The 26,963-nt window shown below is 37.1% G+C and carries 25 protein-coding genes and 1 tRNA gene; 8 read left to right on the top strand and 18 right to left on the bottom strand.

What is annotated here, in order from left to right:
• Positions 1-38 precede the first annotated feature (38 nt).
• From AC4IF5_RS04540 to AC4IF5_RS04485, 12 genes are all read right to left on the bottom strand, one after another.
• Positions 39-2,309 carry a hypothetical protein gene (locus tag AC4IF5_RS04540; protein WP_490732106.1) on the bottom strand — a complete coding sequence of 757 codons (2,271 nt, stop codon included), beginning with the start codon at positions 2,307-2,309 and terminating at the stop codon, positions 39-41.
• A gap of 239 nt (positions 2,310-2,548) precedes the next feature.
• Positions 2,549-2,624: transfer RNA gene (locus AC4IF5_RS04535), tRNA-His, on the bottom strand.
• A 36-nt stretch (positions 2,625-2,660) separates the two neighbouring features.
• Positions 2,661-3,380 (bottom strand): bacillithiol biosynthesis deacetylase BshB1, encoded by a 720-nt coding sequence (bshB1, locus tag AC4IF5_RS04530; protein ID WP_490732104.1) that lies wholly within the window; start codon positions 3,378-3,380, stop codon positions 2,661-2,663.
• An 81-nt stretch (positions 3,381-3,461) separates the two neighbouring features.
• Positions 3,462-5,114 (bottom strand): tetratricopeptide repeat protein, encoded by a 1,653-nt coding sequence (locus tag AC4IF5_RS04525; protein WP_490732102.1) that lies wholly within the window; start codon positions 5,112-5,114, stop codon positions 3,462-3,464.
• Between the two features lie 88 nt (positions 5,115-5,202).
• Positions 5,203-6,075 (bottom strand): PstS family phosphate ABC transporter substrate-binding protein, encoded by an 873-nt coding sequence (locus AC4IF5_RS04520; RefSeq protein ID WP_490732100.1) that lies wholly within the window; start codon positions 6,073-6,075, stop codon positions 5,203-5,205.
• On the bottom strand, positions 6,065-6,262 hold the full coding sequence (locus AC4IF5_RS04515) for a DUF308 domain-containing protein (protein WP_490732098.1): 198 nt from the start codon (positions 6,260-6,262) through the stop codon (positions 6,065-6,067). Before AC4IF5_RS04515 ends, AC4IF5_RS04520 begins: the two co-directional genes overlap by 11 nt.
• Positions 6,263-6,339: 77 nt before the next feature.
• Entirely contained in the window at positions 6,340-7,182 is an 843-nt protein-coding gene (locus tag AC4IF5_RS04510; RefSeq protein WP_490732096.1) for an energy transducer TonB, read from the bottom strand.
• Between the two features lie 23 nt (positions 7,183-7,205).
• Entirely contained in the window at positions 7,206-7,769 is a 564-nt protein-coding gene (locus AC4IF5_RS04505) for an ExbD/TolR family protein (protein WP_490732094.1), read from the bottom strand.
• An 11-nt stretch (positions 7,770-7,780) separates the two neighbouring features.
• Entirely contained in the window at positions 7,781-8,389 is a 609-nt protein-coding gene (locus AC4IF5_RS04500) for an ExbD/TolR family protein (protein ID WP_490732092.1), read from the bottom strand.
• A gap of 61 nt (positions 8,390-8,450) precedes the next feature.
• Positions 8,451-9,314, bottom strand: coding sequence for a MotA/TolQ/ExbB proton channel family protein (locus tag AC4IF5_RS04495; RefSeq protein WP_490732090.1), 864 nt, complete (start codon positions 9,312-9,314; stop codon positions 8,451-8,453).
• A gap of 240 nt (positions 9,315-9,554) precedes the next feature.
• Positions 9,555-12,368, bottom strand: a complete 2,814-nt coding sequence (gene leuS / locus AC4IF5_RS04490) for a leucine--tRNA ligase (protein WP_490732088.1) — start codon at positions 12,366-12,368, stop codon at positions 9,555-9,557.
• 183 nt (positions 12,369-12,551) lie between these two features.
• Positions 12,552-13,028 (bottom strand): lipocalin-like domain-containing protein, encoded by a 477-nt coding sequence (locus tag AC4IF5_RS04485; protein WP_490732086.1) that lies wholly within the window; start codon positions 13,026-13,028, stop codon positions 12,552-12,554.
• Positions 13,029-13,228: 200 nt separating this feature from the next.
• Between AC4IF5_RS04485 and AC4IF5_RS04480 the strand changes: the two genes are divergently transcribed.
• The 3 genes from AC4IF5_RS04480 to AC4IF5_RS04470 are packed head-to-tail and all read left to right on the top strand — an operon-like array spanning position 13,229 to position 15,612.
• Entirely contained in the window at positions 13,229-14,206 is a 978-nt protein-coding gene (locus AC4IF5_RS04480) for an acyltransferase family protein (protein WP_490732084.1), read from the top strand.
• 24 nt (positions 14,207-14,230) lie between these two features.
• The gene (locus AC4IF5_RS04475) at positions 14,231-14,986 is read left to right on the top strand and encodes a glycosyltransferase family 2 protein (protein WP_490732082.1); all 756 of its coding nucleotides are present in this window, start codon (positions 14,231-14,233) and stop codon (positions 14,984-14,986) included.
• Positions 14,986-15,612, top strand: a complete 627-nt coding sequence (locus tag AC4IF5_RS04470; protein ID WP_490732080.1) for a calponin homology domain-containing protein — start codon at positions 14,986-14,988, stop codon at positions 15,610-15,612. The genes AC4IF5_RS04475 and AC4IF5_RS04470 overlap by 1 nt, the downstream gene beginning before the upstream one ends.
• Here the strand turns inward: AC4IF5_RS04470 and AC4IF5_RS04465 are convergent.
• From AC4IF5_RS04465 to AC4IF5_RS04445, 5 genes are all read right to left on the bottom strand, one after another.
• Complete coding sequence (locus AC4IF5_RS04465) at positions 15,604-16,842, bottom strand: 3-deoxy-D-manno-octulosonic acid transferase (RefSeq protein WP_490732078.1); 1,239 nt, start codon at positions 16,840-16,842, stop codon at positions 15,604-15,606. The genes AC4IF5_RS04470 and AC4IF5_RS04465 overlap by 9 nt on opposite strands.
• A gap of 73 nt (positions 16,843-16,915) precedes the next feature.
• Positions 16,916-17,383 carry a DUF1648 domain-containing protein gene (locus AC4IF5_RS04460; RefSeq protein ID WP_490732077.1) on the bottom strand — a complete coding sequence of 156 codons (468 nt, stop codon included), beginning with the start codon at positions 17,381-17,383 and terminating at the stop codon, positions 16,916-16,918.
• A 19-nt stretch (positions 17,384-17,402) separates the two neighbouring features.
• Complete coding sequence (locus AC4IF5_RS04455) at positions 17,403-18,119, bottom strand: C40 family peptidase (protein WP_490732075.1); 717 nt, start codon at positions 18,117-18,119, stop codon at positions 17,403-17,405.
• Positions 18,120-18,207: 88 nt separating this feature from the next.
• Positions 18,208-18,855, bottom strand: a complete 648-nt coding sequence (locus tag AC4IF5_RS04450; RefSeq protein ID WP_490732073.1) for an O-methyltransferase — start codon at positions 18,853-18,855, stop codon at positions 18,208-18,210.
• Between the two features lie 138 nt (positions 18,856-18,993).
• The gene (locus AC4IF5_RS04445) at positions 18,994-19,146 is read right to left on the bottom strand and encodes a CCPGW family putative bacteriocin (RefSeq protein WP_490732071.1); all 153 of its coding nucleotides are present in this window, start codon (positions 19,144-19,146) and stop codon (positions 18,994-18,996) included.
• Positions 19,147-20,157: 1,011 nt separating this feature from the next.
• On the opposite strand from AC4IF5_RS04445, the gene AC4IF5_RS04440 reads away from it, so the two are divergent.
• The 3 genes from AC4IF5_RS04440 to AC4IF5_RS04430 are packed head-to-tail and all read left to right on the top strand — an operon-like array spanning position 20,158 to position 22,342.
• Positions 20,158-20,751 (top strand): hypothetical protein, encoded by a 594-nt coding sequence (locus AC4IF5_RS04440; protein WP_490732069.1) that lies wholly within the window; start codon positions 20,158-20,160, stop codon positions 20,749-20,751.
• 51 nt (positions 20,752-20,802) lie between these two features.
• Positions 20,803-21,375: a hypothetical protein gene (locus tag AC4IF5_RS04435; RefSeq protein ID WP_490732067.1), complete on the top strand. Its 573-nt coding sequence runs from the start codon at positions 20,803-20,805 to the stop codon at positions 21,373-21,375.
• A complete protein-coding gene (locus AC4IF5_RS04430) occupies positions 21,359-22,342 on the top strand; it encodes an HTTM domain-containing protein (RefSeq protein ID WP_490732065.1) in 984 nt (327 codons plus the stop codon). The genes AC4IF5_RS04435 and AC4IF5_RS04430 overlap by 17 nt, the downstream gene beginning before the upstream one ends.
• A gap of 93 nt (positions 22,343-22,435) precedes the next feature.
• Here AC4IF5_RS04430 and AC4IF5_RS04425 read toward each other — a convergent pair whose 3' ends face one another.
• The gene (locus tag AC4IF5_RS04425) at positions 22,436-23,269 is read right to left on the bottom strand and encodes an OmpA family protein (RefSeq protein ID WP_490732063.1); all 834 of its coding nucleotides are present in this window, start codon (positions 23,267-23,269) and stop codon (positions 22,436-22,438) included.
• Positions 23,270-23,356: 87 nt separating this feature from the next.
• On the opposite strand from AC4IF5_RS04425, the gene tilS reads away from it, so the two are divergent.
• Entirely contained in the window at positions 23,357-24,706 is a 1,350-nt protein-coding gene (gene tilS, locus AC4IF5_RS04420; RefSeq protein WP_490732061.1) for a tRNA lysidine(34) synthetase TilS, read from the top strand.
• The gene (locus tag AC4IF5_RS04415) at positions 24,696-26,765 is read left to right on the top strand and encodes a protein-disulfide reductase DsbD family protein (protein WP_490732060.1); all 2,070 of its coding nucleotides are present in this window, start codon (positions 24,696-24,698) and stop codon (positions 26,763-26,765) included. The genes tilS and AC4IF5_RS04415 overlap by 11 nt, the downstream gene beginning before the upstream one ends.
• The last annotated feature ends 198 nt before the right edge of the window (positions 26,766-26,963 follow it).

The raw sequence follows: 26,963 nt of genomic DNA, 5'->3' as shown, positions 1-26,963 counted from the left end.
TTGAGATTATTTTAAATGTACTTCAGAAACGGTACATTTTACTTATTAAAACGAACGGGATTCAGAAAACTGAATAACTCATCTGGAATTTCATCCTGGCAAGGATCTGAGCTTCTGTTATTATTCACATTATTTATAACTTGTGTTGAAGAAAACATAACAACTCCTCCGTCTTTTCTCAGTGTAACCAACTCTTCATTCTGAGACTTCGGATCAAAGTTGCCAAAGCACATAAGATTATCTTTCGTTTGCAGAACCGGAAAACTTTCAGAGCCCATCTCATCCAAAAATTGAACTCCATTCAATTCATCTAGTTTATAAACTTTATAATCCCCATCAAAATTCCTATGAGCAATAATTTCATCCACCCCATTGCCATCAAGGTCACCAACAGCCAGCCCCTTCCAATCTGAAGCCGACCCCCATCCTATCGATTTGTGAATCAGTGTTAATACACCATTATCATCTATATCGTAAGCATAAATACCATTTTGCAAATGATCTTCAGCATCAACAAGCAATACAATTTCATCTTTCGGATCAGTATCAAGATTACCAGCTGCTACTGCTTTGATTTTAGAATTCGCGGGCAGATTGAGCTGGTTAAAATAAACCAATTCCACATCGGTTCCATTAAACTTATATACCCGAACCTGTTTATTATAATTCCTGACTGCAATAAAATCATCTTTACCTCCACTGATAAAGTTACCCGCAGCAATTCCCACCCAATCTGAATCTTCACCGAATCCTGTAAATTTTGAATGCTCAATGATATTATTATTTTCAATTTTTAAAATATAAAAACCGTTATCATCAACATTAGGGTGATCACTTAATGCTATAATCTCACTTTTACTATCACCAAAAAAGTCACCTGAAGCGATACCTTTCCAATTATATGATCCACCGTAAATTTTGCTGTTTGTAACAACAGATTTAAAACTTTTATTATCAGGCTCCATAGTTCCTATCATACCGTCATAATTTCTTACTACCACAAACTCGTCTTCGTCATCCTCATCAAAATTACCACTCGCAACCCCTCTCCAGTCAGAGTCTTCGCCCCAAATATGGTAGGTATTTACAGGTACAATTAAATTTTCAAAATTTGCCATAAGCGCCAGGGTTAAGGAGGATTCTTCTACTCCAATTGCTATACTTCCGTAATAATGTTGAGCAGCCTGTATATCTGCAACCATTTGATATAAGGATTTATCATATCCTGACAGATATAGCCACATATAACAGATAAAATCATCATAAGAAGCACTACTAACCATATTTCCATATTTAAGATTCCAGTAATTAGTATTGTCATTCACGCGATGATTGATCAATAATGGGGATTTATATATGTCTTTTGTAAAGGTTTTAGCATATGCTTTCATATCATCATCTGTATAAATAAGATTTCCGGCATAAGAAATTCCATATTTATGACATTCGTAGGGAAAGCTAGCAGTCAAACCGGCATGAGAAATATCTTCCGGTAAATCATTTTCCTTCCAATATGTCCAGATATTTGATCCCTGATTGGGATTAAGCGAAGTGTTTCCTTTTATAAAATTAGCTATTTGATTAAGCTGTGTAAGATAAATACCTTCATGTGTTGCTCTATACATTTGTACCAAAACTCTTCCAACAGCACTTTGCATATTAAAAGGGGAAATTATACCCGGAGAATCTATTGGAGGATTATCATTTCTTTCTTTATAATAGCCTATATCACCGGGTTCTGTATGCCATTGATCATCATGATAAAGAAGCGTTTCTTTTACCTTTTGTACAAGGTCATCTGCAATAGCATTATAAGTCTGGCCAGCATAACGGCCTGTCACAAGTGAATCCGAAATCAAACTTTGAATAGTAGGATCACTCTTAACGATTGCCGCAAATTTCGCCATAGGATATGTGATATTGGCACTATGAACCATATGAGCATAAGAATCTGTTTCTCCCGGTTTGTTATAATAATTGGTTGACCAGGCTGCGCCAGAAATATCCCGATAATCAAAAATTTGGTCTAAACCCGGCACCTGGCCTCTAAGATCATCCCTGCGGTCAATTGTATTTCCTATACACTTTATTAAAGTTTCCGCATACTTTCTTTCACCGGTTTTTTCATACATCAATACCAATGCTTCCATATGAGCCGGCACTCCCCATGAAAAATCCTGCTGGTTCGGACTTGTTGAGTTGCTTAGCCAGATATCATATCCTTTGTAATCAAATAGGTTTTTATAATAAGACTGAGAATAAGATTTTAATGAAAATAATACAATGAGGATTGTAAAGAGCTTTTTCATATTAATAGTTTTTGAGATAGCTTAAAGATAATTATTTCTAATGGTTCAGTAAACTAGCTGCAAAGTTTTTTTATGTCAGTTTTCAGAATATTTTAAAAACCCTTTTTCGGTATCAAGGAGAAGAATAAAAAGAAATTGCATAAGAAAATATCCAAAAGAAAAATTCTAAAAAGGTTCTATTTTCTTAATCAAACAAGAGTAAAATAAAAAAGTACACTTTCAGTAAGTGTACTTTATTTGGGTGAATGATGGGTCTCGAACCCACGACCTTCGGAACCACAATCCGACGCTCTAACCAACTGAGCTACAATCACCGTTTTTCTGAGTGCAAATATAGGACATTTTCCTCAACTACCAAACAATTCCGTCAAAATTTTTCAAAGAAATTAACTTTTCTGACGTAAATCCCTCAGCATAAGTTACTCCCGATAATCGCCCTAAATCCTGTGCACGATACGTCAAACTTTCATAAAAATCTTTTGTTGTGATCGGAGTCTCAGGTTCCTTAGAAGCCGGGTCATAAAACTGAGTTTTGTAAGCCATACAGGCTGCCAGCTTTTGATCAAGGTGTTCTGAGATATCAATGACAAATTCCGGTTTGATGTCTTTCCACTGAATATAATGAAAAACATGCTTCGGCCTCCAAACCTCCTGAGCTTCTCCTTCCATTACGGTCTCAATTTTTCTCAATCCGGACAAAAAGCACGCATCCGATACTAATTTAGCTCCTTTTGCATGATCCGGATGTCTGTCATCAATTGCATTGGCCAAGACGATTTCCGGGCGGTATTTGCGAATCATTTTTACGATCCTCATTTGGTATTCTTCAGAATTTACCAGAAAGCCGTCTTTCATTCCCAGGTTTTCCCTTGCGGAAAGTCCCAGGATTTTGGCAGCATCTGCCGCTTCTGCTTTTCTTGTTTCATCTGTACCTCTTGTACCAAGCTCTCCTCTTGTAAGATCCACGACAACACATTTTTTTCCTTCTGAAACCATTTTGGCAATGGTTCCTCCACAACCTAACTCCACATCGTCAGGATGTGCTCCAAAAGCAAGTATATCAGTTTTCATGAAATCAAAGATAAGTTTAAAATAAAAACTTCCCAAACATTACGAATGGGAAGTTTTAATATCTGTAATTTAAATTTTAAATTATTTGTTGATCTCTGCATTTAATTTTACAGCGTCCTCATAAGTAGGATCTAACTGTAAAGATTTTGCCACATAGTCTTTTGCTTTTGCAATATCAGAATCTTTGCTCATATAAGCTACTGCAAAGTAAGCGTATGCAAGAGTCTGCTTATTCGCTTCCTGGTCAGCAGGTTTTACTGTACTGATGAATTTTTCGTAAGCTAATTTGGCAGCATCATTATTTCCTGCCTGTTGGTAAGAGTACCCCTGGCTGTAATAAGCCGGAGCCCAGTCCGGAAGAAGAACAGACATTTTTTGCCATGTAAGAATGGCACCGTTCCAGTTTTTAGCATCCTGATAAGCTGTTGCCAATTTAAACAAAGCGTCAGAGTCCTGGCTGTTAGCAGCAACCTGCTTTTTCAGTGCTTCAATAGTAGGGTTAGTAGGTCCTTTATCTGCTTCTGACTGAGATGCTCCCCCTCCTCCTGCGATGTTAGCCAATTCCAGGTCCCACTTCATCGTTTCGTCTTTTGCAGCTTTTGCAATGGCAATTTTCTGCTGAGATTCAGCCATTAAAGCAGATTTTTTAGCAGCATCCTGTTCATCTTTTGCTAATCCTGCAGCGATAAGTCCTTGCAGACCCTGATCAGCAGGCTGTATTCTTGTTTTCTCAGCCTGAGCAACGAAAGTATCCATGTTCTGCTTTGCATCTGCATAGTTACCGTCCGCATACGCCTGGTAAGCTCTTAATTTGAACTTAATAGGATCATCGATCTTATCAAAGATCTTATCCAGTACTGATTTAGAGTTAGCATAATCTTCGTTAGTGAAGTATAATTTAGCAATTTCTAACTGTGTATATGGATCTTCATCAGCATATTTTGTATAGTTGATAAGATCTTGTGTAGCCTTTGCATTTTGCTGGTATCTGATATCATAACCGGCCAATGCTTTATATGCAGGAGCATAAGTAGGGTCTACAGCGATAGCTTTATCCACACTTTCTTTTGCTTTTTGCCATACTTGTGCCGCCATCCATAAAGTAGCCATTCTTGTATAAACGGAAGCCTTATTTTTAGCTACAGGTAATGCTTTGTCATACGCAGACATCGCTTCCCCCGGAGATCTTTTCAATCTGTAAGCATCTCCTAATGTATAATAATAATGTGCAGGAACTCCTTTCTTTTCAGCTTTTTCAATCGCCTTGGTCAGATATTGGATAGCGATATCAGGAGAACTGTTCTTTTCGAATAAAGTTAAAGCTTCTGCAGCTCTGAATAATACTTCAGCGTCTTTTTCTTTGGAATCAGCTACTATTTTCTGAATTTCTGCAACAGCACTTTTGTCTCCTTTTCCTAACTTAACGGCAGCAAGACCAATTTTATTAAGATAGCTTTTGCTGTCAGCAGCTAATCCTTTGTTGAAGCTTTCAATAGCCTTTGCATAGTCCGGTTCTCCTTGTCTTAAGAAAGTGTTTCCTAAATAGAAGTAGTTCTCTGCAGTAGGCTGTTTAGCAATCATATCAGTGAAATTGGTTTTTGCCTGAGCAAACTTATCACTGTCTATACTGTTGATACCATCCTGCAATGTCTGTGCAGAGGCAAAACCGGTAAAAAATACCACGGCTGCTCCAAAAGCAATCTTTTTTACATTCATATTCATTATATCTTTCATTTTATATTTCTAAATTGAGTTATATTCTACACAATTTTCAGACCAAAATAATAATTTTTATAAGGTTAAATTGTGAGTTTAATAATTTTTAACGCATCTGTACCTCTCTCTTATACAGATTGTAAGGTTGCAGCCCCTCTTTCTGAACAATCTTCTGTCCTAAATGGGTACATGAAAATCTTATAAATCCGTTAGCAATATTGAAGTTGCCTTCATTGGCAAGGAAATAAAGTACTCGTGTAAAAGGGTATTTCATTGTACTAAGGCCAGTATGGTCAGCGGTATATGACACTCCTTTATCTACGACAGGCAATACCTTAACCATATCTCTCAGTTTTTCTGAAGTTTTATCGTAAGGGCGGCTAAAAGTATTAAGCCCTATTACTCCTATTTTATCAGGATATTTTCCCAATTCCTCTATGATCTTCTGGTTCCCGAGAATAATGGAAAATTTAAGGTCTTTCGGCTGTTTCTTCAGTTTTTCTGCAACAAAGTTCAGGTTACTGGAGTTGGTCCCATCGAAAATAAACTCTTTCTTATCCGACAACAGGCCGTTACTGATCTCATCCATCGAAATGCTTTCTTTCGGAGAGTCTTTGGGCACTACAAAAACCACGGCATCCGCGGCAAATTTAGCAGGGAGAAACTTCAGATCGGTTCGGTCTTTGTAAGTTTTTATTTCTTCCGGATTAAGGCTTCTGGACATTACCACAACCCTTGCATTTCCGTTCAACAGTTCGAGAAAGCCTAAGTCTTCTTTTTTTGTTTCTACTTTGATGCGGGTTTCCGGATAATTGATCATATAGCCATCAGCTAATGCTTCTGTAACACTCTGAAAAGATTCGTCAGTAAAAATCGTAAGATCACCTTTATGGTAGGAAGGAGATTTCTCCTCTTTTTTGCAGCCTGCCAGCATGATTCCTATCAGGAAGACAAGTGCAATTTTAAAACTATTCTTCATCTTTCGATTTTTTGATTTTAGAAATAGCTCTATAGATTCTGAATATACCATAAATAATTAAAACAACACCCAACGCATAGGCTACTGCAGGCTCCAAAATGGTAAAAAAGAATTTATAGACAATTACTACAATTCCTAAAACGATATAAAACAATCCCGTAACCAGGGATAACCAATTGAACATCATGTAACAAAAATACAAAAAAAATAAAAAGAGAAGCATATGCCTCTCTTTTTATTTATATTCTGAATAAATAAGTCTAATTATTCAAAGTTCATAGTAAATGGTACGCTATAGTAAGATCTAACGCTCTCCCCGTTTCTCTTCGCAGGAGTCCATTTTTTAAGTTTCTTAACTACACGCATAGCTTCACTGTTGAAGTCGCTATTTGGAGATTTCTCTTCAATAGTAACATTCGAAACAGTTCCGTCTTTTTCTACAACGAACTTCAGTTTTGCTTTAAGCTGTCCTTCTCCCCCTTCCATCAAAGAAGTGTCAAAGTTATCTCCTAAGAACTTTCTCAATGCACCCATACCTCCAGGATATTCTGCAGACTGGTCTACATCTTTGTAGATCTCGTTAGGATTATTTGCTTTTACTTCTACAGTGGTAGCTTTTGTACCTGTAGATGGTGGTGGCGGCGGCGGCGTATAAGCCGGAGCTTTTACCCCCTCCTGATTCTGTAAACCAGTTGTAGTTTCCAACTGCTTAGAGATCGGTGGTGGTGGAGTTTCAATTTTCGGAGCTTTTACAGGCTCAGGAACTACGTTCTGGATCACCTCGATTTTTTCCTCTTCTTTTGGTGGTGGAGGTGGTGGAGGTGGTTCTTCTTCTTTAGGCTGCTCAATGATCGGTTCATCTTCAATGATCTCTACAAGATCTGCCTTTACTTCCTGCTTAGGCGGAGCTGTAAGGTTTTTGATCGTAAGATAGATGAACGGAGATAAAGCTGCCAAAAGAAACAGAGCTGTTCCGATAATAAAAGATTTTGTCAGAAGTCTCGGATACTGATGTCTAAGATCATAGGCACCATATTCCTTGTTTCTATTTTCAAATACAATCTCGTCTAATGTAAGATTTTGACCGTATACATTTTCATCTGCCATAGATATACAATTTTATGGTTAAATTACTTTGTAGCAGATGCAGCAGCACCTTTCAGTTTCTTTTCATAAATAGCCTTTTCCCAAGGTTTGATATCAGTAACACCGTACTGCTCACTTTTGGTAATTGCCATTTCGTCAAGAATATCCACAAAGTTCTTATATACAGCATCGTCAGTAGGCTTGATGATCACAGTAAATTTACTTTGATCCGCAGCTCTAGATTTTGCCTGCTGAATTACTTTTCTAATTCCTTCTCTATCAAGAGTTGTTTCATTAAGAGTCTCATCGTTCAGGGAAGTATTATCCTGCTGATGCCAGAATACTCTGTTATCTTTTCCTAATAATATAGAGATCGAGTTGGAAAGTTTAATTTCTGTTGGAGGTGGTTTTTGTTTATCATCTTTCGGTTTAGCCGGAAGACCCAAATCCATAACATTCGGTTTACTAAATGTAGTTGTGAACATAAAGAAGGTGATCAATAGAAAACCCAAGTCCACCATCGGAGTCATATCAACTCTGGTACTCTGCTTCTTGGAACGTACCTTGCCGCCTTTGCCGCTTTTTTCCTGTACTTGTACTTCTGCCATTTCTATCGATATTATTCGTTAGGTTTTCCTTCTTGTGATGTAATCAACCAAAATTTAAGAAAATCAATATCTCTTAAACCTTCAAACAGGCTCTTAACTTTAGGATATTCAGTTGTAACGTCACCTTTAATCGCTAATTTGTATTCAGGATTTACGCTCAAACTCTGTTGTACCCAGTCAATTAATTGCTTATTTGTACTGTCCATAGGAATCCCTGTAGGACTCTTATAATTTTTCTGCTCATCTTCAGACATATCCAGGTATCCTTTAAGTTTGTTCATAGGAACACCAATTGCCTGAACTTTCTGGAATGCCACTTTTTGTTTGTTGTCAAAAGTAATTCCATACTTTTGCCCCATTTTGTCCAAAAGCGCAAGTCTTTCTGATGCGTTTTCTACAGGCTGAAAATAGAATTTTCCGTCCGGAGTAGCATTGATAGTCATTAAACTAGCATCAGGAAGTATTTTTTCCGAAATTGAAGATGGCGGTTTGATCTGCTCCACGTCAGGTTTTTTAAACTGAGTGGTCAAGATAAAGAACGTAAGGAGTAGGAACGCAACGTCACACATTGCAGTCATGTCCGTAATTACTCCATGTCTTTTTGGTTTGACTCTCGCCATTATTATAAAATATTTTTAATTAAACTTCTTTTAATTGCTAATGCAAATTCCTTGCTAATTCTTAGTTGAATTCAGCAAAAGATTGTTGGATACTCATAGAGATCTCATCGATCTTATAAGTTAACCCGTCAATTTTAGAAGTAAAGAAGTTATAAAGGATAATAGCGATCGCTGAAGTACCAATACCTAATGCCGTGTTGATCAAGGCTTCAGAGATACCGGTAGATAGAGCAGCTGCATCCGGAGTACCACCTCCTGAACCTAATGCGAAGAACGCTTTGATCATCCCGATTACCGTTCCCAGTAGTGCTACTAACGTTGCAACAGTACCTAAAGTAGAAAGGATCATCATGTTTTTCTCAAGCATTGGCATCTCAAGAGTTGTAGCTTCTTCGATAGCTTTGTTAAGCGCTACCATTTTCTGCTCTTTATTTAAAGTTGTATCGTGAGCAAGAGCTTTGTAAGTAGTAAGACCTTCTTTCACTACATTACCTACAGAACCTTGTTGTCTGTCACACTCTTCAATAGCTTCGTCGATTTTGTTTTGGTTTAGTAAGCTTCTTACCTGTACTACGAAGTTGTCTAAGTTTCCTTTTCCGGCAGCTTTACCAAGAACGAAATATCTTTCAAAAGAGAAAACGATCACCGTGATCATGAAAGTAATCAGGATTGGTACAATTACCCCTCCTTTGTAGATAATACCTAAAAACGACTCTGGGTGAATGTCTTTTCCTTCAACACTTGAGAAAGCTACAGACCCACTTCCTAGTTTATCTGCATCTTTAAAGTTTCCTGGGCTACCAAGAACGAATAAATAAATAGCAACTCCTATAAGAAATAAAATAGGAATAATAACAGCTGGATTTAAACCTCCTGCTTTTCTAGCAACTACTTGCTCATCATTTTTTGAAACATTCATTTCCATATTTAACTAAATTATATTGTTTTAAAATTTTACAGGGTGTAAATTAAAGGCAAAATTAATTAAAATGCAAGAGTCTTAATTAAACATTTTGCTTTTTTTTGATAAAGAAATTTTAATACGATTCCGATATAATAATTATTTTAAAATATTTTATTTATTTTTCCCAAATTTAACATTTGAATTAAAAAATCAAAAAAATAAGACACCCATTTTTTTTAATTTCCCAATGTTAAATTTTATTTAAATTACGATATTCACAATACGGTGAGGAACTACAATGATTTTTTTAGGGGTTTTACCCTCCAAAATCTGTTGCATTTTCTCATTTGAAATCACCAAATCTTCTACTTCCTTGGCAGATAATTGAGCCGAAAGAGAAATTTTGAACTTCATTTTACCATTTACGCTTACCGGATACTCAATTTCGTCTTCTACCAGATAATCCTCGTTCAATACAGGGAATTTCTCAAATTCGATCGATGTATCATGTCCTAATAAACTCCACAATTCTTCACAGATGTGAGGAGCGTAAGGAGAGATGATAACGGCTAACGGTTCTAAAATATTGCGTTTGTTGCATTTTATTTTCTGAAGCTCGTTCACGGCAATCATGAATGATGATACCGAAGTATTGAAAGAGAAGTTTTCAATATCGTAAACCACTTTTTTAATTAAGGTATGCAATACTTTATATTCGGCCTTTGTAGGCTCCTCATCAGAAACATCAAATACGTCTCCGTTGAAATACAGGTTCCAGAATTTTTTAAGGAAACCATATACTCCGCTTAGTCCCTGTGTATTCCAGGGCTTGGATTGCTCTAATGGTCCTAAGAACATCTCATATAGTCTTAAACCGTCTGCACCATATTCTTCACAGATATCATCAGGGTTTACCACATTATATTTAGACTTGGACATTTTTTCCACTTCACGGTCTGTGATGTATTTTCCGTCTTCCAGAATAAATTCCGCATCGGCATAGTCAGGTCTCCATGCTTTGAAAGCTTCAGTATCCAGTTCATCAGATGTTCCTTTTAATAAGGATACATCCACATGGATCTGCTGGGTTTTATATTCGCTGGCTAAATTTTTAGATACATATTTATTCGTACCGTCAATTCTATAAACGAATGCACTCATTCCTAAGATCATCCCCTGGTTGATCAGTTTCTGGAAAGGCTCATCATGACTGATCCAGCCTCTGTCCTTTAAGAACATATTCCAGAAACGGGAATATAAAAGGTGACCGGTAGCATGTTCGCTTCCTCCGATATAAAGATCTACCTGCCCCCAATAGTCTGAAAGATCCTTCGCACAGAATTCTCCATCATTCTGAGGATCCATATATCTAAGGAAATACCATGAGCTTCCTGCCCAACCCGGCATTGTGGACAATTCTAACGGAAATATCGTTTTATCGTCAATTAAATCTGTAGACACCACTTTCTGGTTCACCTCATCCCAGGCAAATACCTTAGCATTTCCCAAAGGCGGATCTCCATCTTCTGTAGGTAAATATTTTTCAACTTCAGGAAGTTCCAGCGGTAAAGCAGAAGCCGGCAATGTATAAGGCATCCCATCCTTATAATATATAGGAACGGGTTCTCCCCAGTAACGCTGTCTTGAGAAAATGGCGTCACGCTGTCTGTAATTTGTTGTTCCGTGACCGATTCCTTTGTTTTCGATCTCTGAAATTATTTTTGATTTCGCATCATGATAATTCAACCCGTTTAAGAAATCAGAATTTACACAAACTGAATCTTTAGAGTCAAAAGAGTTTTCCTGTACGTCTTCTTCTGTCTCAACAACTTTTTTAATCTCTAAGTTAAATTTCTTAGCAAATCTGTGATCACGTTCATCATGTGCAGGAACCGCCATTACAGCTCCCGTTCCGTATCCCATCAATACGTAGTCTGAAATATAGACCGGCATTTTTGCCCCGCTGAACGGATTGATCGCATAACTTCCCGTGAAAGCTCCGCTCACGTTTTTCACGTCAGCCATTCTGTCTCTTTCTGTTTTTTTGGAAGTTTCTTCTATATAAGTGTCTACTTCAGCTTTCTGAGCATCTGTAGTAATGGTTTCCACTAAAGGATTCTCTGGTGCCAGCACCATAAAGGTTGCTCCAAAGATCGTATCAGGCCTCGTGGTGAACACTTCAACGATTTCGTCATACCCTTCTACCTGGAACTGAACCTGTGCCCCCTGGGATTTCCCTATCCAGTATTCCTGGGAATCCTTCAACGGCTGCGGCCAGTCTAATGTATTAAGTCCCTGCAATAATCTTTCAGAGTATGCTGAGATTCTCATGCTCCACTGCATCATTTTCTTTTGGAATACAGGGAAGCCTCCTCTTTCAGATTTTCCATCTTTCACCTCATCATTTGCCAGTACTGTTCCTAATGCAGGGCACCAGTTTACCGTTGTTTCAGCTCTGTAGGCAAGACGATAGTTTAACAAGATATCTTCTTTATCCGGTTCAGAAGCGCTTTTCCATTCTTCTGCTGTAAAGTTCAATTCATCATTCTGATTGGCATTTAATCCCTCTGTTCCCTTTTCTTCAAAATGATTGATCAAAGTATCAATAGATTCTGCCTTATCTGTATTTTTATTATACCACGAGTGATACAGCTGGATAAAGATCCACTGTGTCCATTTATAGTAAGAAGCATCCGAAGTTCTTACCTCTCTGCTCCAGTCGAATGAAAATCCGATTTTTCTTAACTGCTCTTCGTATCTGTTGATATTCTGCTCAGTAGTGATGGCCGGATGCTGGCCTGTCTGGATCGCATATTGCTCAGCAGGAAGTCCGAAACTGTCATATCCTACCGGGTGGAGAACATTAAACCCCTGGTGTCTTTTATATCTCGCATAGATATCCGATGCAATATATCCCAGCGGGTGACCTACGTGAAGTCCTGCTCCGGATGGGTACGGAAACATATCGAGTACATAAAATTTAGGTTTATCCGTATTGTTAAAAGTTTTGTAGGTTTGATTTTCCTCCCAGTATTTCTGCCACTTTTTTTCTATCTGCTGATGATCGTAAAACACGTTATTATATATGTTATAATGTTAGACTTTAAAAATTGAATGATTTTTCTTTTTCACAAGATTCACAAAATTAGTGATTTTAAAGGAAATAAAAATTTAATTTATAATGAATTGCAAATCTTGTTTCAACAAAAAAATCCCATCCGGAGATGAGATCTGTTTTTTATATCCTGAAGTATACTATTATTGAGGAATTCTCTTGAAAGTATAAGTTCTTGTCTGAAATATAGTCGGATCCTGGGTCTCTTCTCTTACAGCAAGATTAAGTGTCGTATCATCCAATGTAATCACCTTTGCGTTTACCGGCTCTACAATCCCCTGAATTTTCATCTGAACGGATTTTGCATCCTTGTCATAGGTATAGTTGAAATTAATTTCAGATTGAATAGCACACTGTCCGGGTACCGCAATATCATCCTGCCAGGTAGTCTGTTTACCTTTTAATTCAACACTGAATACCCATGTGGACTGCTTCTGACAATCAGTATAGGTAATCGTGTTAGAAACCGGGTCTTCACCAACCTCCACAGTAGTAACCACTTCTTTTAACGGTTGCCATGTCCCAACTAAAGGAGATTCTCTGACAGTATCATTGTCATCACTACATCCTGTAACGGCAAACAATGACAAACCTGCAAATAGTAATGCTAATTTCTTCATAGATCAATTTTTTCAAGCGCTAAAATTATAATTTTTTTGATTTATATTACTATTTTTTATGAAAAATTATTTCATCAATCATTATTTATACATATTTTAAAATGCTCAGACTCAGTATTCCCCTTATTTAACAAATATTGAACATGCGAAATTCTCTCTGTTTTATTAAAAAAGTTATTTTTGTAGGAAAAAAAATGCAAATGCAGGATATAACGAAAAACAATTTTGACTTCATCCGTGTTCTCCTCGCTTTCATTGTCTTTGTAGGACACCTGGGAGCATTAAGCCAATCTGAACAGCTTCATATCTTAACGTACAGCCCGGTAGAAGTCGCCGTTTTCTCGTTTTTTGTTGTAAGCGGTTTTCTGATTGCCAGAAGCTACGAAAGATCTTCCAGTTTGAAAAGCTATGCAAAAAAAAGGTTTAACAGGATCGTTCCCGCTTATTTATTGGTCGTATTTCTTTGCGCCATACTGCTAAGCCTGGTAAGCACTTATTCATTTTCAGAATATTTCAGCAATACGGAAGTTTATCAATATGTATTCTGGAATTCACTGTTCATGAACTTTAAAGCCCCATGGCTTCCGGGAGTATTCGGGAATCAGGCGGTGAACGGAGCTCTATGGACGCTTAAAATAGAAATGTGCTTTTATATCGCTGTTCCGTTGATCTTCTTATTGTTTGGAAAAAATAATAAATACAGAAATATCAGCCTGATCGTATTGTATTTCCTTTCCCTGATCTTTCTTAATTATTTTGAAATGACAGGAAGAGCTGCTATCTCCAGACAACTGCCCGGTTCACTGTGCTATTTTATCGGTGGAATGTTGCTCTATTTTAATTTTGACATATTCATAAGACATAAAAACACCCTTTTCATCATAGCGATGATCACGGTATGGATTGATCTTATTTTTAAAATAAAACTATTTTCTCCAATGATGATAAGCATTATCGTTCTTTATATTGCTTATTCTTTCAAATTCCTGAATAATTTCGGAAAATACGGAGATTTTACCTACGGAATTTATATCTTCCACTTCCCTATCATCAGGGTATTTCAGACATTAGGATTATTTGAGGATTATAATCCTTATGCCATGAGCATTATCTGTATGCTGGTAGTAATCGGGGTAGGAATTACCTCATGGCATTTCTATGAAAAAAGATTTTTATAATTTTACTGATATTTTAAAGCACAAATGAAAGATCTTGTCTCCATTATCACGCCCTGCTACAATTCGGCAGAATTTATCGAGGAAACGATACAGTCCGTTCTTAGCCAGACCTATGAAAACTGGGAATGGCTGATCACTGATGATCTTTCTAAAGACAATACTGTTGAGATCATCAGAAAATACAATGATCCAAGAATAAAACTTCATGTTCTGGAGAAAAACGGAGGGGCGGGAAACGCAAGAAACAACAGCCTTGAAAGGGCTCAGGGAAGATATATCGCCTTTCTTGATTCTGACGATTTCTGGTACCCTGAATACCTTGAAACCATGACAGACTACATGCAGGATCATAATGCGGAGCTTGTTTATTGCAATTATTCAAGGTGTGACGAGCATCTTAAACCTATATTGAAAGATTTCCTGGCGGATAAAGTGGTTACCTTCTCCAATCTTCTCAAAACATGCCGACTGGCACCAGTTTCTACCATGTATGACACCAAAAGGGTCGGAAAGTTCCTGTTTCCTGTAAAAAGCAAGCGGGAGGATCATGTCATGTGGCTTAATCTCTTAAAAGTAATTCCTGAAGGAATGCCTATCAATAAAACATTGGCCAAATACAGAATGCGGGAGAACAGTGTTTCCAGAAACAAAAAGAACATTATCAGGGACCAGTATCTTGTTTACAAAGATTTTATGGGCTTCTCAACGCTCACATCGCTGTATTATACAGCCAACTGGGCTCTGAACGGATTTCTGAAATATTCTAAAATTTTCAATTAATGGAATATTCAAAAGAATTTAAAGCAGCCTTAAGTGCATTCTCCACTACAGAGAAAGATAAACTTATTTTCAGGCTGCTGAGAAAGGATAAGCTGCTATCTAAAAAGCTGTATTTCGAGCTCATCGATCCGGAAACTACTGATGACAAGAGGAATGCGATGGAGGAAAATGTGGAAGAAAAGCTTGCTTTAGCTTCAAAATATATCGGGAACGCCAAGTATTTTCTAAGCATCATCCGGAAAATAAGCGCAGAAATTACAGAACACGTCAAAATAACAACGGATAAATTCGGGGAAGTTTCTCTTAATCTGCTGCTCATCAATAAAATTTTAGATTACAATAATGATCTGAGCAGACAAAGGTTCGATAATGTATACAAATTATACATTTATATCATCAACAAGGTATTCAAATCCCTGATCCTGACCAAAAAGCTTGATGAAGATTACTGGATGGAAATTGATGAATATCTTCAGGAGATTCAGAAGAAGATTTCAGAGAATCATTATCTTCTGAAACTCTGCATCAACAACGGGCTTGATCTTAATTGGTTCGAATGCGAAAGGATTCCTGAAAATATTGACCAGATTATGAAAGAAATCAAAAGCCAGGGCTTTTTAAGATAAAATTTTCTGCAAGATCATTGCTGTAGAATCAGGCTTACCATCAACGAATTCTTTAGCATTCCGGGACATCGCAACAAGTTCCTCCCGGTTATCCCCATTTGCAAGAAACAAGATAAATTCTGCAGCTGCGGATTCGTTATCAAAAGATCTTCCTCCTCCCATCGCGATCAGATCATCCGCTTCCGGATTTTTCTTGTAATGACTGCCAAAAACAACCGGAGCACCAAAGGTTGCCGCCTCAAGGATATTGTGTAACCCGGCATCATGAAATCCTCCTCCTACAACAGCTATATCGGCATATGAATACAGTTTAGACAATAGCCCGATACTGTCTATAATGAGTAGCTGAGCGTTAAGCACTGAGGGATGGGAATCTTTCACTTCACTGTACAGCAATGCATCAGGAAAGATATTTTTTAAGTGCTCTACTCTCTTTAGGTCATGAGGAGCGACGATCATTTTGACCGTGTTATTTTTCCGGGAGATCATTTCCGCTATTTTTTCTTCAGCCTGCCAGGAACTCCCAAAAACAACAGCTTTATGACTGTCTATAAAATCTGTAATATGATCAACGTGGTTATCCCGTTTCTGAAGCTGCTTCACCCTATCGAATCTTGTATCACCTGTTACTGAGGATTTAGTCAGTCCTATGCTTTTAGCTAAAGCAAGAGAAAATGAAGTCTGATGAAAGAACCAATCTACATTTTGCTGAAGCTGTTTTACAAACCATTTACCATAAGAAGTAAAGAAAGATTGTCTTTCATAGAATAAAGCAGAAATCACATAGATCCTGGTATTCTGATTTTTCAGCTCAGCAAGCAGATTATACCAATAATCATACTTCACCGTAAAAAATAGTTGAGCATTAAACTGTGATATAAAATCTTTTACAACGCTTTTTTTATCAAAAGGCAAGTAGCAGATTACATCAGCAATATGTTTCTTTTTAACAACATTTTCATAGCCTGACGGAGAAAAAAAAGTCACCAGAATCTTATGATCAGGCAGATTTGCTTTAAGCTTTTCCAAAACAGGAAGTCCCTGTTCATATTCTCCCAGACTTGCTGCGTGCATCCAGATTACCTGATCTGTTTTTGAAAACGCAGACTTCACTTTATGTAAAGATTCTTTTCTTCCTTCAACGCCTTTCTTAGTTTTCTCATTGAACAACGAAAAAACCTTCATTCCAAAGATCAGTAAATTGATAAATATATTGTAAAAAAAAGCCATCTGATTGGGTTTTAAACATCCGTTGTCTCGTTAGCAATATAATGCCCAGATTGGATAAAGCTGTCCATAGATTTTATTTGAAAAGACCAACAAATATGAATAACAGTATTACACTGCCAATTACAGAAAATATTATTGCCGGCAGCGATACTCTCGGCTTTGCATTTTCATCAAAAGAGTATCTGAACATATAATCCTGAATATTCAAAAATATCAGTAAGATCAGTACCAAGAGACCCCTTAAAAAGATTTTCATGATAAGAAACTGCGCATCCTGATTGGCTTCTGTAATTTCTACCGGATAATTTGAAAATTCAGGTTCCCTGACAATATAGCCCAATAAAAAATAAAGTACTGTGGCCAGTACAGGCATCAAAAAAGAATATTTCTTACTTCCGAACTTATCAGCCTTTCCATCAAAATCAAAATGAACAGGAATTATTTGAGGTAAACTTTTATAGTGCTTTACAGTAAACCACCACAAAAAAATGAGTAATCCGAAATTAAAAATATCAAAAATCGTAAATAAAATATTTTCCATTTCAGATGAGTTTTCAACATTACAAAACGCTTCTTAAAACCCTCAGCTTATGGGTATGCTTATTCATTTCCTTATTGAAAATTCCTGTAGAGTCCAGCGTATCGATTCTCACTTTTCCTGATGCGTGAATGATCTTCTGATTATCCAGCATAATTCCTACGTGAATGATCTTTCCTTCGGCATTTTCAAAGAAAGCCAGATCTCCCGGCTGTGTCTCTTCCACAAAAGTAAGCGCTTCCCCTACTTCTGCCTGCTGTGAGGCATCTCTCGGGATTTTAATTCCGTGAACTTTATAGACCAATTGCGTAAAGCCGGAGCAATCTACTGCAAAAAAGCTTTTGCCTCCCCACAGGTAAGGTATATTAAGGAATTCTTTAGCCGTAAGAGCAATGCTTTCTCTTACATCGTGACTTCTTCTTGATGCTACTACAGGAAATTCCACCTCAGAGCCTATTGACAGTAATGTTTTTCCATCGTTTGTCAATACGGAAGAGAAATCTTCAGTCACCACAGTTACTTTCCTGTTGGCCAGTACCTCATCTGTTACAGGTTTTATCTGCTTGGTATCCATCCATCCTTCATAGCCGTCATAATGCATTTTTATTTTGGTCCAGTTTTTATCCACCTCCAAAATATCAGCACTTTCCCCGAACAATATCTCCGTAACAATTTCAGCCTTGTCAGAACTTTCCGCACGCACCGGCGCTACTGTAACAATACAAATTCCTTTATTCATTTTATTCATTTAGAGATTAGGAAATTCAGAGATTCAGAAATTACGTTGCTTCTGAATCTCTGAATCTCTGAATTTCTTAATTTTTTAATTACTTCCTTCTAAGGAAGTTTACCCCATCCCGCAAAGGTAAAATAAGATTTTCAAAATCTTCATCTTTTGCCACTAAATCGTTTAATTCTTTGATAGACTGTGTAGATTTCTGTTTGGGATCTTCTTCCAGTACTTTTCCATACCAAAGAACGTTATCAAATAAGACAACAGATCCTGTTTTTGTATGGGGTTTTATCAGCCGGAAATATTCCGCATAATTCTCTTTATCCGCATCTACAAAGATCAGATCAAAAACCTCATCGGTTTCTTTCAAAAATGCTTTGGCATCCTGAAGCCTGAAATCGATCTGACCGGCATATTCACTTGCTTCAAAATATTTCTTCGGAAGATAGGCAAGATCTTCATTCACATCAAGGGTGGTGATTTTTCCATCTTTATTCAGTCCTGACGCAAGACATAAGGTTGCATATCCTGTAAAGGTTCCGATTTCAAGAACATTCTTCGGCTGAAGCATCTGGGAAATAATAGTAAGCAGTCTCCCCTGCTGATATCCTGAGATCATATGGGGCTGAGTTGTTTTTTGGTACGTTTCTCTTCTCAGTTTTTTCAGAATTTCAGATTCCGAAGAAGCGTGTGCTTCCAAATACCTATCCATTTCAGGATTCTTTTCTTCAAAAAAACTCATACAATTTAATTTAAACAAATTTAGGAATTTTAAACGTCTTTTTTTGAATGCTATATTCCTGTTTAGCATTCTATACAAAAAAAGAGAGAATCAATCTCTCTTTTCCTTGAATATATCTACTTCTGTGTAGAAAAATCATCAGTAAGCTATACAATATTGTCCTGGAGTACCACATACCCATCCCGGACAACAGTCTTTGGTAACCTGACAAATGATCTGTGGATTGCATCCTCTGATAGCACCTTGTACATCTTTCATTTGTCCTCTTGAAAGTTTTTTTAAATTTTTCATAATTATTTTGGTTTAGTCTTAATTTCCTACTCTTTAAGATTTTCGGATACCTCTATATTGTATTTCTCCCAAATGAGACTTAAATATACGTATTCTTTTATAAATAAATAACGACTTGTTTTTCTTCTCCGAAAACGCACCTTAATTCTCCCCGAAGTAATTTCTTTCCGGGAAAATCCCATAGAAAATACCGGGAAAACACGGATGTTTTTGCTATGGTATTAATGATAGCTTTGCAATGAGAACAAAGGGGTAAAAACACTAAAAGGAAACGAGATGATTGCAGGAGAGACACAAACTAACCATGGGAATCAAAAAAATGTTATACCGAAAGGTAAAACAGATTCTTCTGCAAAAAAAGCTAAGATTGAAATATCCAATTCATTTTTACGACGAATTATTTCGCTCTTGAAAAAGGAAGAATTAATTTGATTAGAACAAATCCTGATCTCCTTCGGGATTTGTTTTTTTATTTTAGATGAATATTATTCCAGGCCAGATCAACAAGGTTTGAGAACAAGATTAACAATCCAATTCCGCCCCGGAACCATCATTTTTTCCAACAACACATTCAAAAGAAACTTTGCCGGCAATCCTGATCAGACTTCATATTTTAAGTCTCGGCAAATCAGTCCAAATCATCTTTAAACAATCTGTTATTTGTTTATTCAACGGCATGTACAAAATTTTTAAGATCGTATACAGTATAAAGTGTTTTGAGCTTATATTAAATATTCTTCTTTGGAAAAGACCAGCATAGATTTCGTCTTTGCCTCCTTACTAATACTACATAATATAAGTGTATTTCAATGTCCCTTTAGGTCTGACCCTGTTCTTATCAGAACTTAAATCAAGGTTAAAAGCCTCATAAAAAACAGGATAAACACTTATATTCAACTCCTTACATACTTCTACATTTGATATAAGTTTTCTAACCATGAAATACTCACCATAAAGGAGGACTCCGAAAATCCTGAAACAGAGTAGGTATTTAATTCTAAAAACAGCCACATGAAAACAAAAACCTTATTTTTAATTGGTTCAATAGTGGGATTAATAATTATTTTCTCCCAATTGAAGCCTCAGGAAATGTCTTTTTATAAAGAAAAAGGCAATTACATTGTCGACAACAATTACATCATCAAAGACGTAAAAAAGATTTCTGATGACGATATGAAAACCTTGTTACGGCTACAAAACCTTCATCAGACCAGCTTGGGTACTAATTTCATTATCTACAAAGTGAACCGGCAGTATATCATCCGTGGATGCCTGCTCAAAGCAAATATTGACTGGAAAAAATATGGTGACCTCAGATCTAAAGTAGATGTCATTCTGAAGAAATACGGAGCCAAGGAACTGGGAAAAGATTATTATTCCATCCAAAACAATCAGTTTGCAACCAATGTTGCTCTATTGAGCCAGAAAGACATAGCCTCCCTGGGTAAATTAACGGTAAGAGGAGCCGATGAATATACCATCTGTCCGCCAACCATGGGAAGAAAGAACCTGACTAATGTGATCATAAAATCTGTAAAAAGCAATACAGGAATTGATCCCAGAATAAATGTAAAGCTCAATAATGTATTGGCTAACTATAAGTAACAGCGAAAGGCTGTTCCGTATCTGAAACAGCCTTTTTAAAATCTTTTTACCATGAAAAGAAAACTTCAGCTATCCGGAATTTTTCTGTTGCTGTCATTAGTCTTCATCGTCGGCCTGAAAGGCACATTCGATGGCTATTATGGTTTTTATTATGAAAACAAAAGCTATCAGAAGCCACTGATATATACCATTTCTGAGAGCATCACTCAATCACAGCCCATCAGCATGTTCGCGTCGTATACAGGTTTTGATACAGGCTATGGTTTTTATGCTCCCAACGTTGCCAGTGATTTTGTGATGAGCTTTGAACTGAAGGATAAAAACGGAAATATTCTGGAAGAAAAAATTCTGCCTTCCTTCAACAGTAAAGAAAGCAGGGTAAGATATACCACTGTCTTCAATATGTTTCTTGATAAGATCTCTGACAAAAATGGACATGACCGTAAGTATTACGAATATCTGGACCTCATCATACAGCAGATCGCAGGCAACGTTATGAAAGAAAACCCCAAAGCCTCCCATGTCACTACACGTCTTTATCTGTATGACTATCCTACTGTTGCAGACTTTAAAAGGGGAAAAACGAATGAAAACTTTATTCTGATAGATGAATTCAAACATTAAAATGATGAAAACACTGAATCTGATATACACAAAAACGGAAAATTTCTTCTTTAAACGGGACAATCAAACAGAGTTCCTAAGCTTCTTCCGGGTTTCAATAGGAATCATTATCCTATTGCAATTCGTAGCGGTGATGCCTGATTTTGACAAGCTGTTCTCAAGCAACAGCATTATTCCACAGGACATTATGAATGTTTTTACCCCGGACTGGCTGATTACTTTTCCGAAGATTATTAGTTTTTTAAGTTCTTCAGGTATTGAAGAAGCTACAACGATAACCATTACCAAGGTATCATTTGTTACGTTGTGCATTTTCATTATCACAGGATTTTATTCCAGAGCATCCTCGTTTTTATTACTCCTGCTGCAGGTCGCATTATTAAAGGGAAGCTCATTTTTTGCTTATGGCGCTGACTTTTTCACGAGCATGTCTTTATTCTATCTGATACTCTTCCCCGCTGACAACAGTTTTTCCCTCAAAAATTTAATTTTTAATAGAAACCCTGTAACTATTAATCTTACTCCGGTTAAAAGATTATTTCAGATCCACATTTCTATTGCCTATTTCTTCTCCGGTCTTGATAAGGCTTTAGGATTCAACTGGTGGAACGGTGAATCCATCTGGAAAGCGATTCATCTCCCCTATTCCAACAGGGATCTTAGCATTGATTTTACATGGCTTGCGGAGCATTCTTATCTTTTAATCCTTATCGGATGGGGTACGATCCTCATAGAAATGTGCTATCCGTTTTTTATCTGGTATAAACCGACACAGAAAACATGGCTCTTCCTGACTGTTTCTATGCATATCGGAATTGCCCTTGTCCTTAATCTATACTATTTTTCAGCAATTATGATCATCTGGAATATGACTAATTTCTATTTTGAGCAGCCTATTCAAAAAAAGAGTTATTCTCCTTCAAAAAGCCTATCAAAAAAGACTTCCACTCAACAGATTATTGAATAAAAACCACATGAATAAAGAGACATTCGTGCCGGGATAAAATAAAAAAGCTGTCTCAAGACCGAGACAGCTGATTTTTACTGTGTAATTCAGTAATTATTTCTTTGGAGCGATGTCCATCAGTTTCATAAATTCATCCAGCTTAGGCATAATGATGATTTCCGTTCTTCTGTTTTCTGCTCTTCCGGAAACACTCATATTGGTAGCTTTCGGGTTGTATTCAGAACGTCCTCCCGCAGTAATTCTTGCAGGATCTACCCCAAACTGAGCCTGAAGAACTTTAGCAACGGATGTACCTCTCAGCGCTGAAAGATCCCAGTTATCTCTCGGTAAATTCGGAGAGTTGAGTGGAGCATTATCCGTATTACCTTCGATCAATACTGAATATTTATCATAATCATTGATTACTTTTGCTACTTTACCCAGTACTTCCTGAGCAGCCGGCAAGATATTGTAATCTCCCGTTTTGTATAGCATTTTGTCTGAAAGGGAGATCATCACCACTCCTTTCAATACTTTCACCTGTACGTCTTCGTCCGATACATTATCCAAAGATCTCTTCAGCTTGTTAGACAGGGCAAGGTTCAAACTGTCGTTTTTAGCATTGCTTGATATCAGCTGCTTGATATATGAATTGGAAGCGTTGATCTCGCCTACCAGTTTATCAATGTTAGCAGAACTTTTCCCTGTATTGGACAGACATGCGTCAAGAGATGACTTTAGAGCATCATGCTGGGATTTCAGGAGATTATTCTCACCTGCTAATGCTGAATTCTGAGATTTCAGATCCTGGATCTCTCTTTGCCTTTCTCCGATGTTTTCAATACACTGCTTATAATTTATGCTCAGGGCATCATACTGCTTCTTGCTTACACAAGATGTCATACCCAGTGCCATTGCAGAAACTGCTACAATTTTTAAAATCTTCATAAATAATCTTTTTTAGATCAATCAAAGTTAGGAAAATTCAATTGATTTATATCGGTTATCTTTGCATAAAAGAAATTCTCAACGTATATGTTGAAAAAATCAAGCTTTAAAAATCAATTGGAAAGCCTTGTTCAGCAACCGGAAAAACACACTTATCTTTTAGCGGTAAGCGGAGGGGCAGACTCTATGGTCCTTGCCTCATTGTTCAGGGATTTAAGAAATAATGGGAACCATTCTGAATATGAATTTCAGATCGCCCATATCAACTATAAACTTCGTGGCAGAGATTCAGATCTGGATCAAAAGGTCGTACAGGATTTTTGTGAGAAAAATCATGTAAAATTTCACCTGTATGAAGTTTCTGAAAAGGATCATAGACCGGAAAATTCCATTCAGCTTTGGGCAAGAGAGCTTCGTTATCGGTTTTTCAAAGAAGTTCAGGAAAAAGAAAACCTGAAATTTCTTGTTACTGCCCATCATCTGAATGATCAGCTGGAGACTTTCATCATTAATCTTTCCAAAGCGTCTGGTATTAACGGGCTGAGTGGTATTCCCTCAAATGATAATCATATTCTCCGGCCTCTTTTAGATTTTTCAAAAAAGGAAATTTATCAGTTTGCCGAAGAGAACAATATTGAATTCCGGGAAGATCTCTCGAACAAAAAAAGTGACTACCTGAGGAATAAGATCAGAAATAAGATCGTTCCTGCATTATTGGAGACCAACGATCATTTTCTGGAAAATTTCAAAAAAAGTTCCTCCTATTTGAATCAGACTAAAGAATTTGTTCAAAAACAGATCGGGGAAATAGAAAATAAGCTTGCTATATTTAACTCGGACCATAAAATCTTATCAAAAGGAAAGCTTGATCAGGAAAGCGATTTTGTAAAGTTTGAAATTTTAAAAAAATACGGATTCAATCAGGAAGAGGAGATTCCTAAAATTTTTAAAGCCGAAAACAACAGTTCTTTTTTTTCAAAAGAATATCAATTGATCGTCAACCGGGATGAATTGATTTTCATCAAAAACAATAAAGAACGGGAGATCAGAAACGAAATGGAACTGATCGATCATTTTGATTTTTCTGAAAACCACCTCAACATCAACCTCAGCGATTCTATTGAAAACATTGATGGAATCAATAAAGGTTTTGAGTGGGATTTTGATGCTGAAAAACTTCAGTTTCCATTGCGCTTAAGAAGACAAAGGGATGGAGACGAGTTTTACCCGGTGGGGTTTTCAGGGAAAAAGAAAGTTTCTAAGTTTTTTAGGGACGAAAAATTATCTATTTTAGCAAGGCAAAAAATCTGGATACTGACTGATAACAATGATTCCGTGCTTGGGATCATACCTTTCAGACAGGATAGAAGATACGCAAAGGATGAGAAGACGAAATGGAGTCTCAAAATTTTTAATGAAATGAACAATGAAATTTAGAAATTGGTTTTTATTAATTCTACTATTTTTAGCAACGGGAATTAACGCACAGATAAAAAATCCTGTAAAGTTTAAATTTACCATCAATGATCTTGGCAACAACCAGTACGAAGCTGTTTTGAATGCAACGATGGAGAGCGGGTGGCATATTTATTCCAAAGATTTACCGGAAGACACCGGAATTCCTACTGAATATAAGGTTACCGGTAAAAATATCGAGCTGATTGGAAAATTTACTGAAACAGGTAAAAAGCATGAGGAATTTTCAGAAGCTTTCGGGGGAACCATCGTGTATTATTCCAATACCGCCGGATTTAAGCAAAAATTCAAATTAAAAGATCCTGCAAAACCCGCCGATGTTACCTCTGAGATCACCTACCAGACTTGTGATGACAGAGTTTGTCTGGCTCCTAATACGCTGGAGTTCAACCAGAAGGTCACTCCAAAAGGAGCTACTGAAGAAGCTGCTCCTGAAGCAACCACAGAGCCCGCAAAAGACTCGGTAAAAACAATTGAAACAGTTACTGAAAGTCCTTCAAAAACAGGAGTTACAGTCACTGAAACTTCACAGCTGGATCCCAAACAGCTGAAAATTGAAACCATAGATTTCAAAAATCCTTTAACTGACTGCGGAACGGCTTCTGCCAAAGTGGATGAAAACTACTGGACGTATTTATTTTTAGGGTTTATCGGAGGGTTAATCGCCTTGCTGACTCCTTGTGTATTCCCAATGATCCCATTGACGGTTTCATTCTTTACAAAAGGCAGCAAAAACAAAGCAAAAGGGAAGAGAGATGCTCTTATTTATGGGTTTTTCATTCTTCTGATCTTCGTTTTACTAAGTATTCCTTTCCATGTTATTGACGGAATCGCAGGAAACATCTTCAATGAGATCTCTACAAGCGTATGGCTGAATATCGCCTTCTTTATCATCTTTATTTTCTTTGCCGGAAGTTTCTTCGGGTATTATGATATTACTTTACCCAGCTCAATTGCCAATAAATCTTCGAAAGCAGAAGAAGCAGGCGGAATCATCGGTATTTTCTTCATGGCATTGACATTGGTGATTGTTTCTTTCTCCTGTACAGGACCTATTTTAGGAAGCTTACTGGGAAGTGCGGTAACGGGTTCTTCAAATGTTCCGATGTTATTGACATTCGCATTGGCAGGGTTTGGACTGGCATGGGCTATTGTTTTCGGACTATTGGCTTTATTCCCGCAGGCTTTGCAGAGCCTTCCGAAATCCGGAGGCTGGATGAATACGGTAAAGGTAGTTTTAGGTTTCGTAGAGCTGGCTTTAGCTTTGAAATTCTTATCTAAGGCGGACCTTGTATCCAAGACATTCTTCTTAAAAAGAGAGCTTTTCATTGCCATCTGGATCATCATCGCTTTGGGATTGGCTTTATACCTGTTTGGTTTAATCAAATTCCCGCATGATGATAAAAAGCCTAAGATATCTATTACAAGAAAGATCTTAGGAGTACTGGGAATCGGTTTTGTAATCTACCTGGTCCAGGGACTAATCCCGTCTGACCGCCCGAAACTTCAGCTGTTAAGTGGTATTTTACCTCCATTAAACGTAAGCTATTTCCATGATGAAAAAGACGGTATTTTAGGAATGCACCCGGAACATGACTTCTTCAAAGCAATAGAAATTGCCAAAAAAGAGAACAAACCTATCTTAATTGACTTCACAGGGTATGGTTGTGAAAACTGCCGGAAAATGGAAGAGTTTGTATGGAGTGAGCCGGATATACTTCCGATCCTTCAAAACGATATTGTGCTGGCCTCTCTATATGTGGATGACAAAGAAGAGCTTCCTGAAGATCAGAAAACAAAAATCGACCTTGGCGACGGACAGATCAAAAAAGTGAAAACGATTGGTGACCGATGGAGCTTATTCCAGCAGGTAAACTTTAACAATAACTCCCAGCCTCACTATGTTTTAATAACTCCTGAAGGCAAAGTGATCAACACTCCGGTTTCAGGATATATGCCAAAAGAGGATTTCAAAAAATTCCTTGAATGTGGTGTCAATTACTATAAAAAAAGTAAATAATTTTTTACATATCATTCAAAAACTCACACTTTCCCGTGTGAGTTTTTTTATTTCAATCAATGGCATAATCAGATAACGGGTTCCCGCTTACTGACTTAAACCCTTTTCTTTCTTATCCCGAATTCAGATTAAATTAATACTTCCTCCTTATTCAACCGATCACTTTAACACTTTCATTTTAACAGTATTTAAGTATAA

Source organism: Chryseobacterium sp. UF-290 (assembly GCF_058245615.1).
Note: the sequence above shows the minus strand (reverse complement) of the source record. Positions and strands in the feature narration are given on the sequence as shown.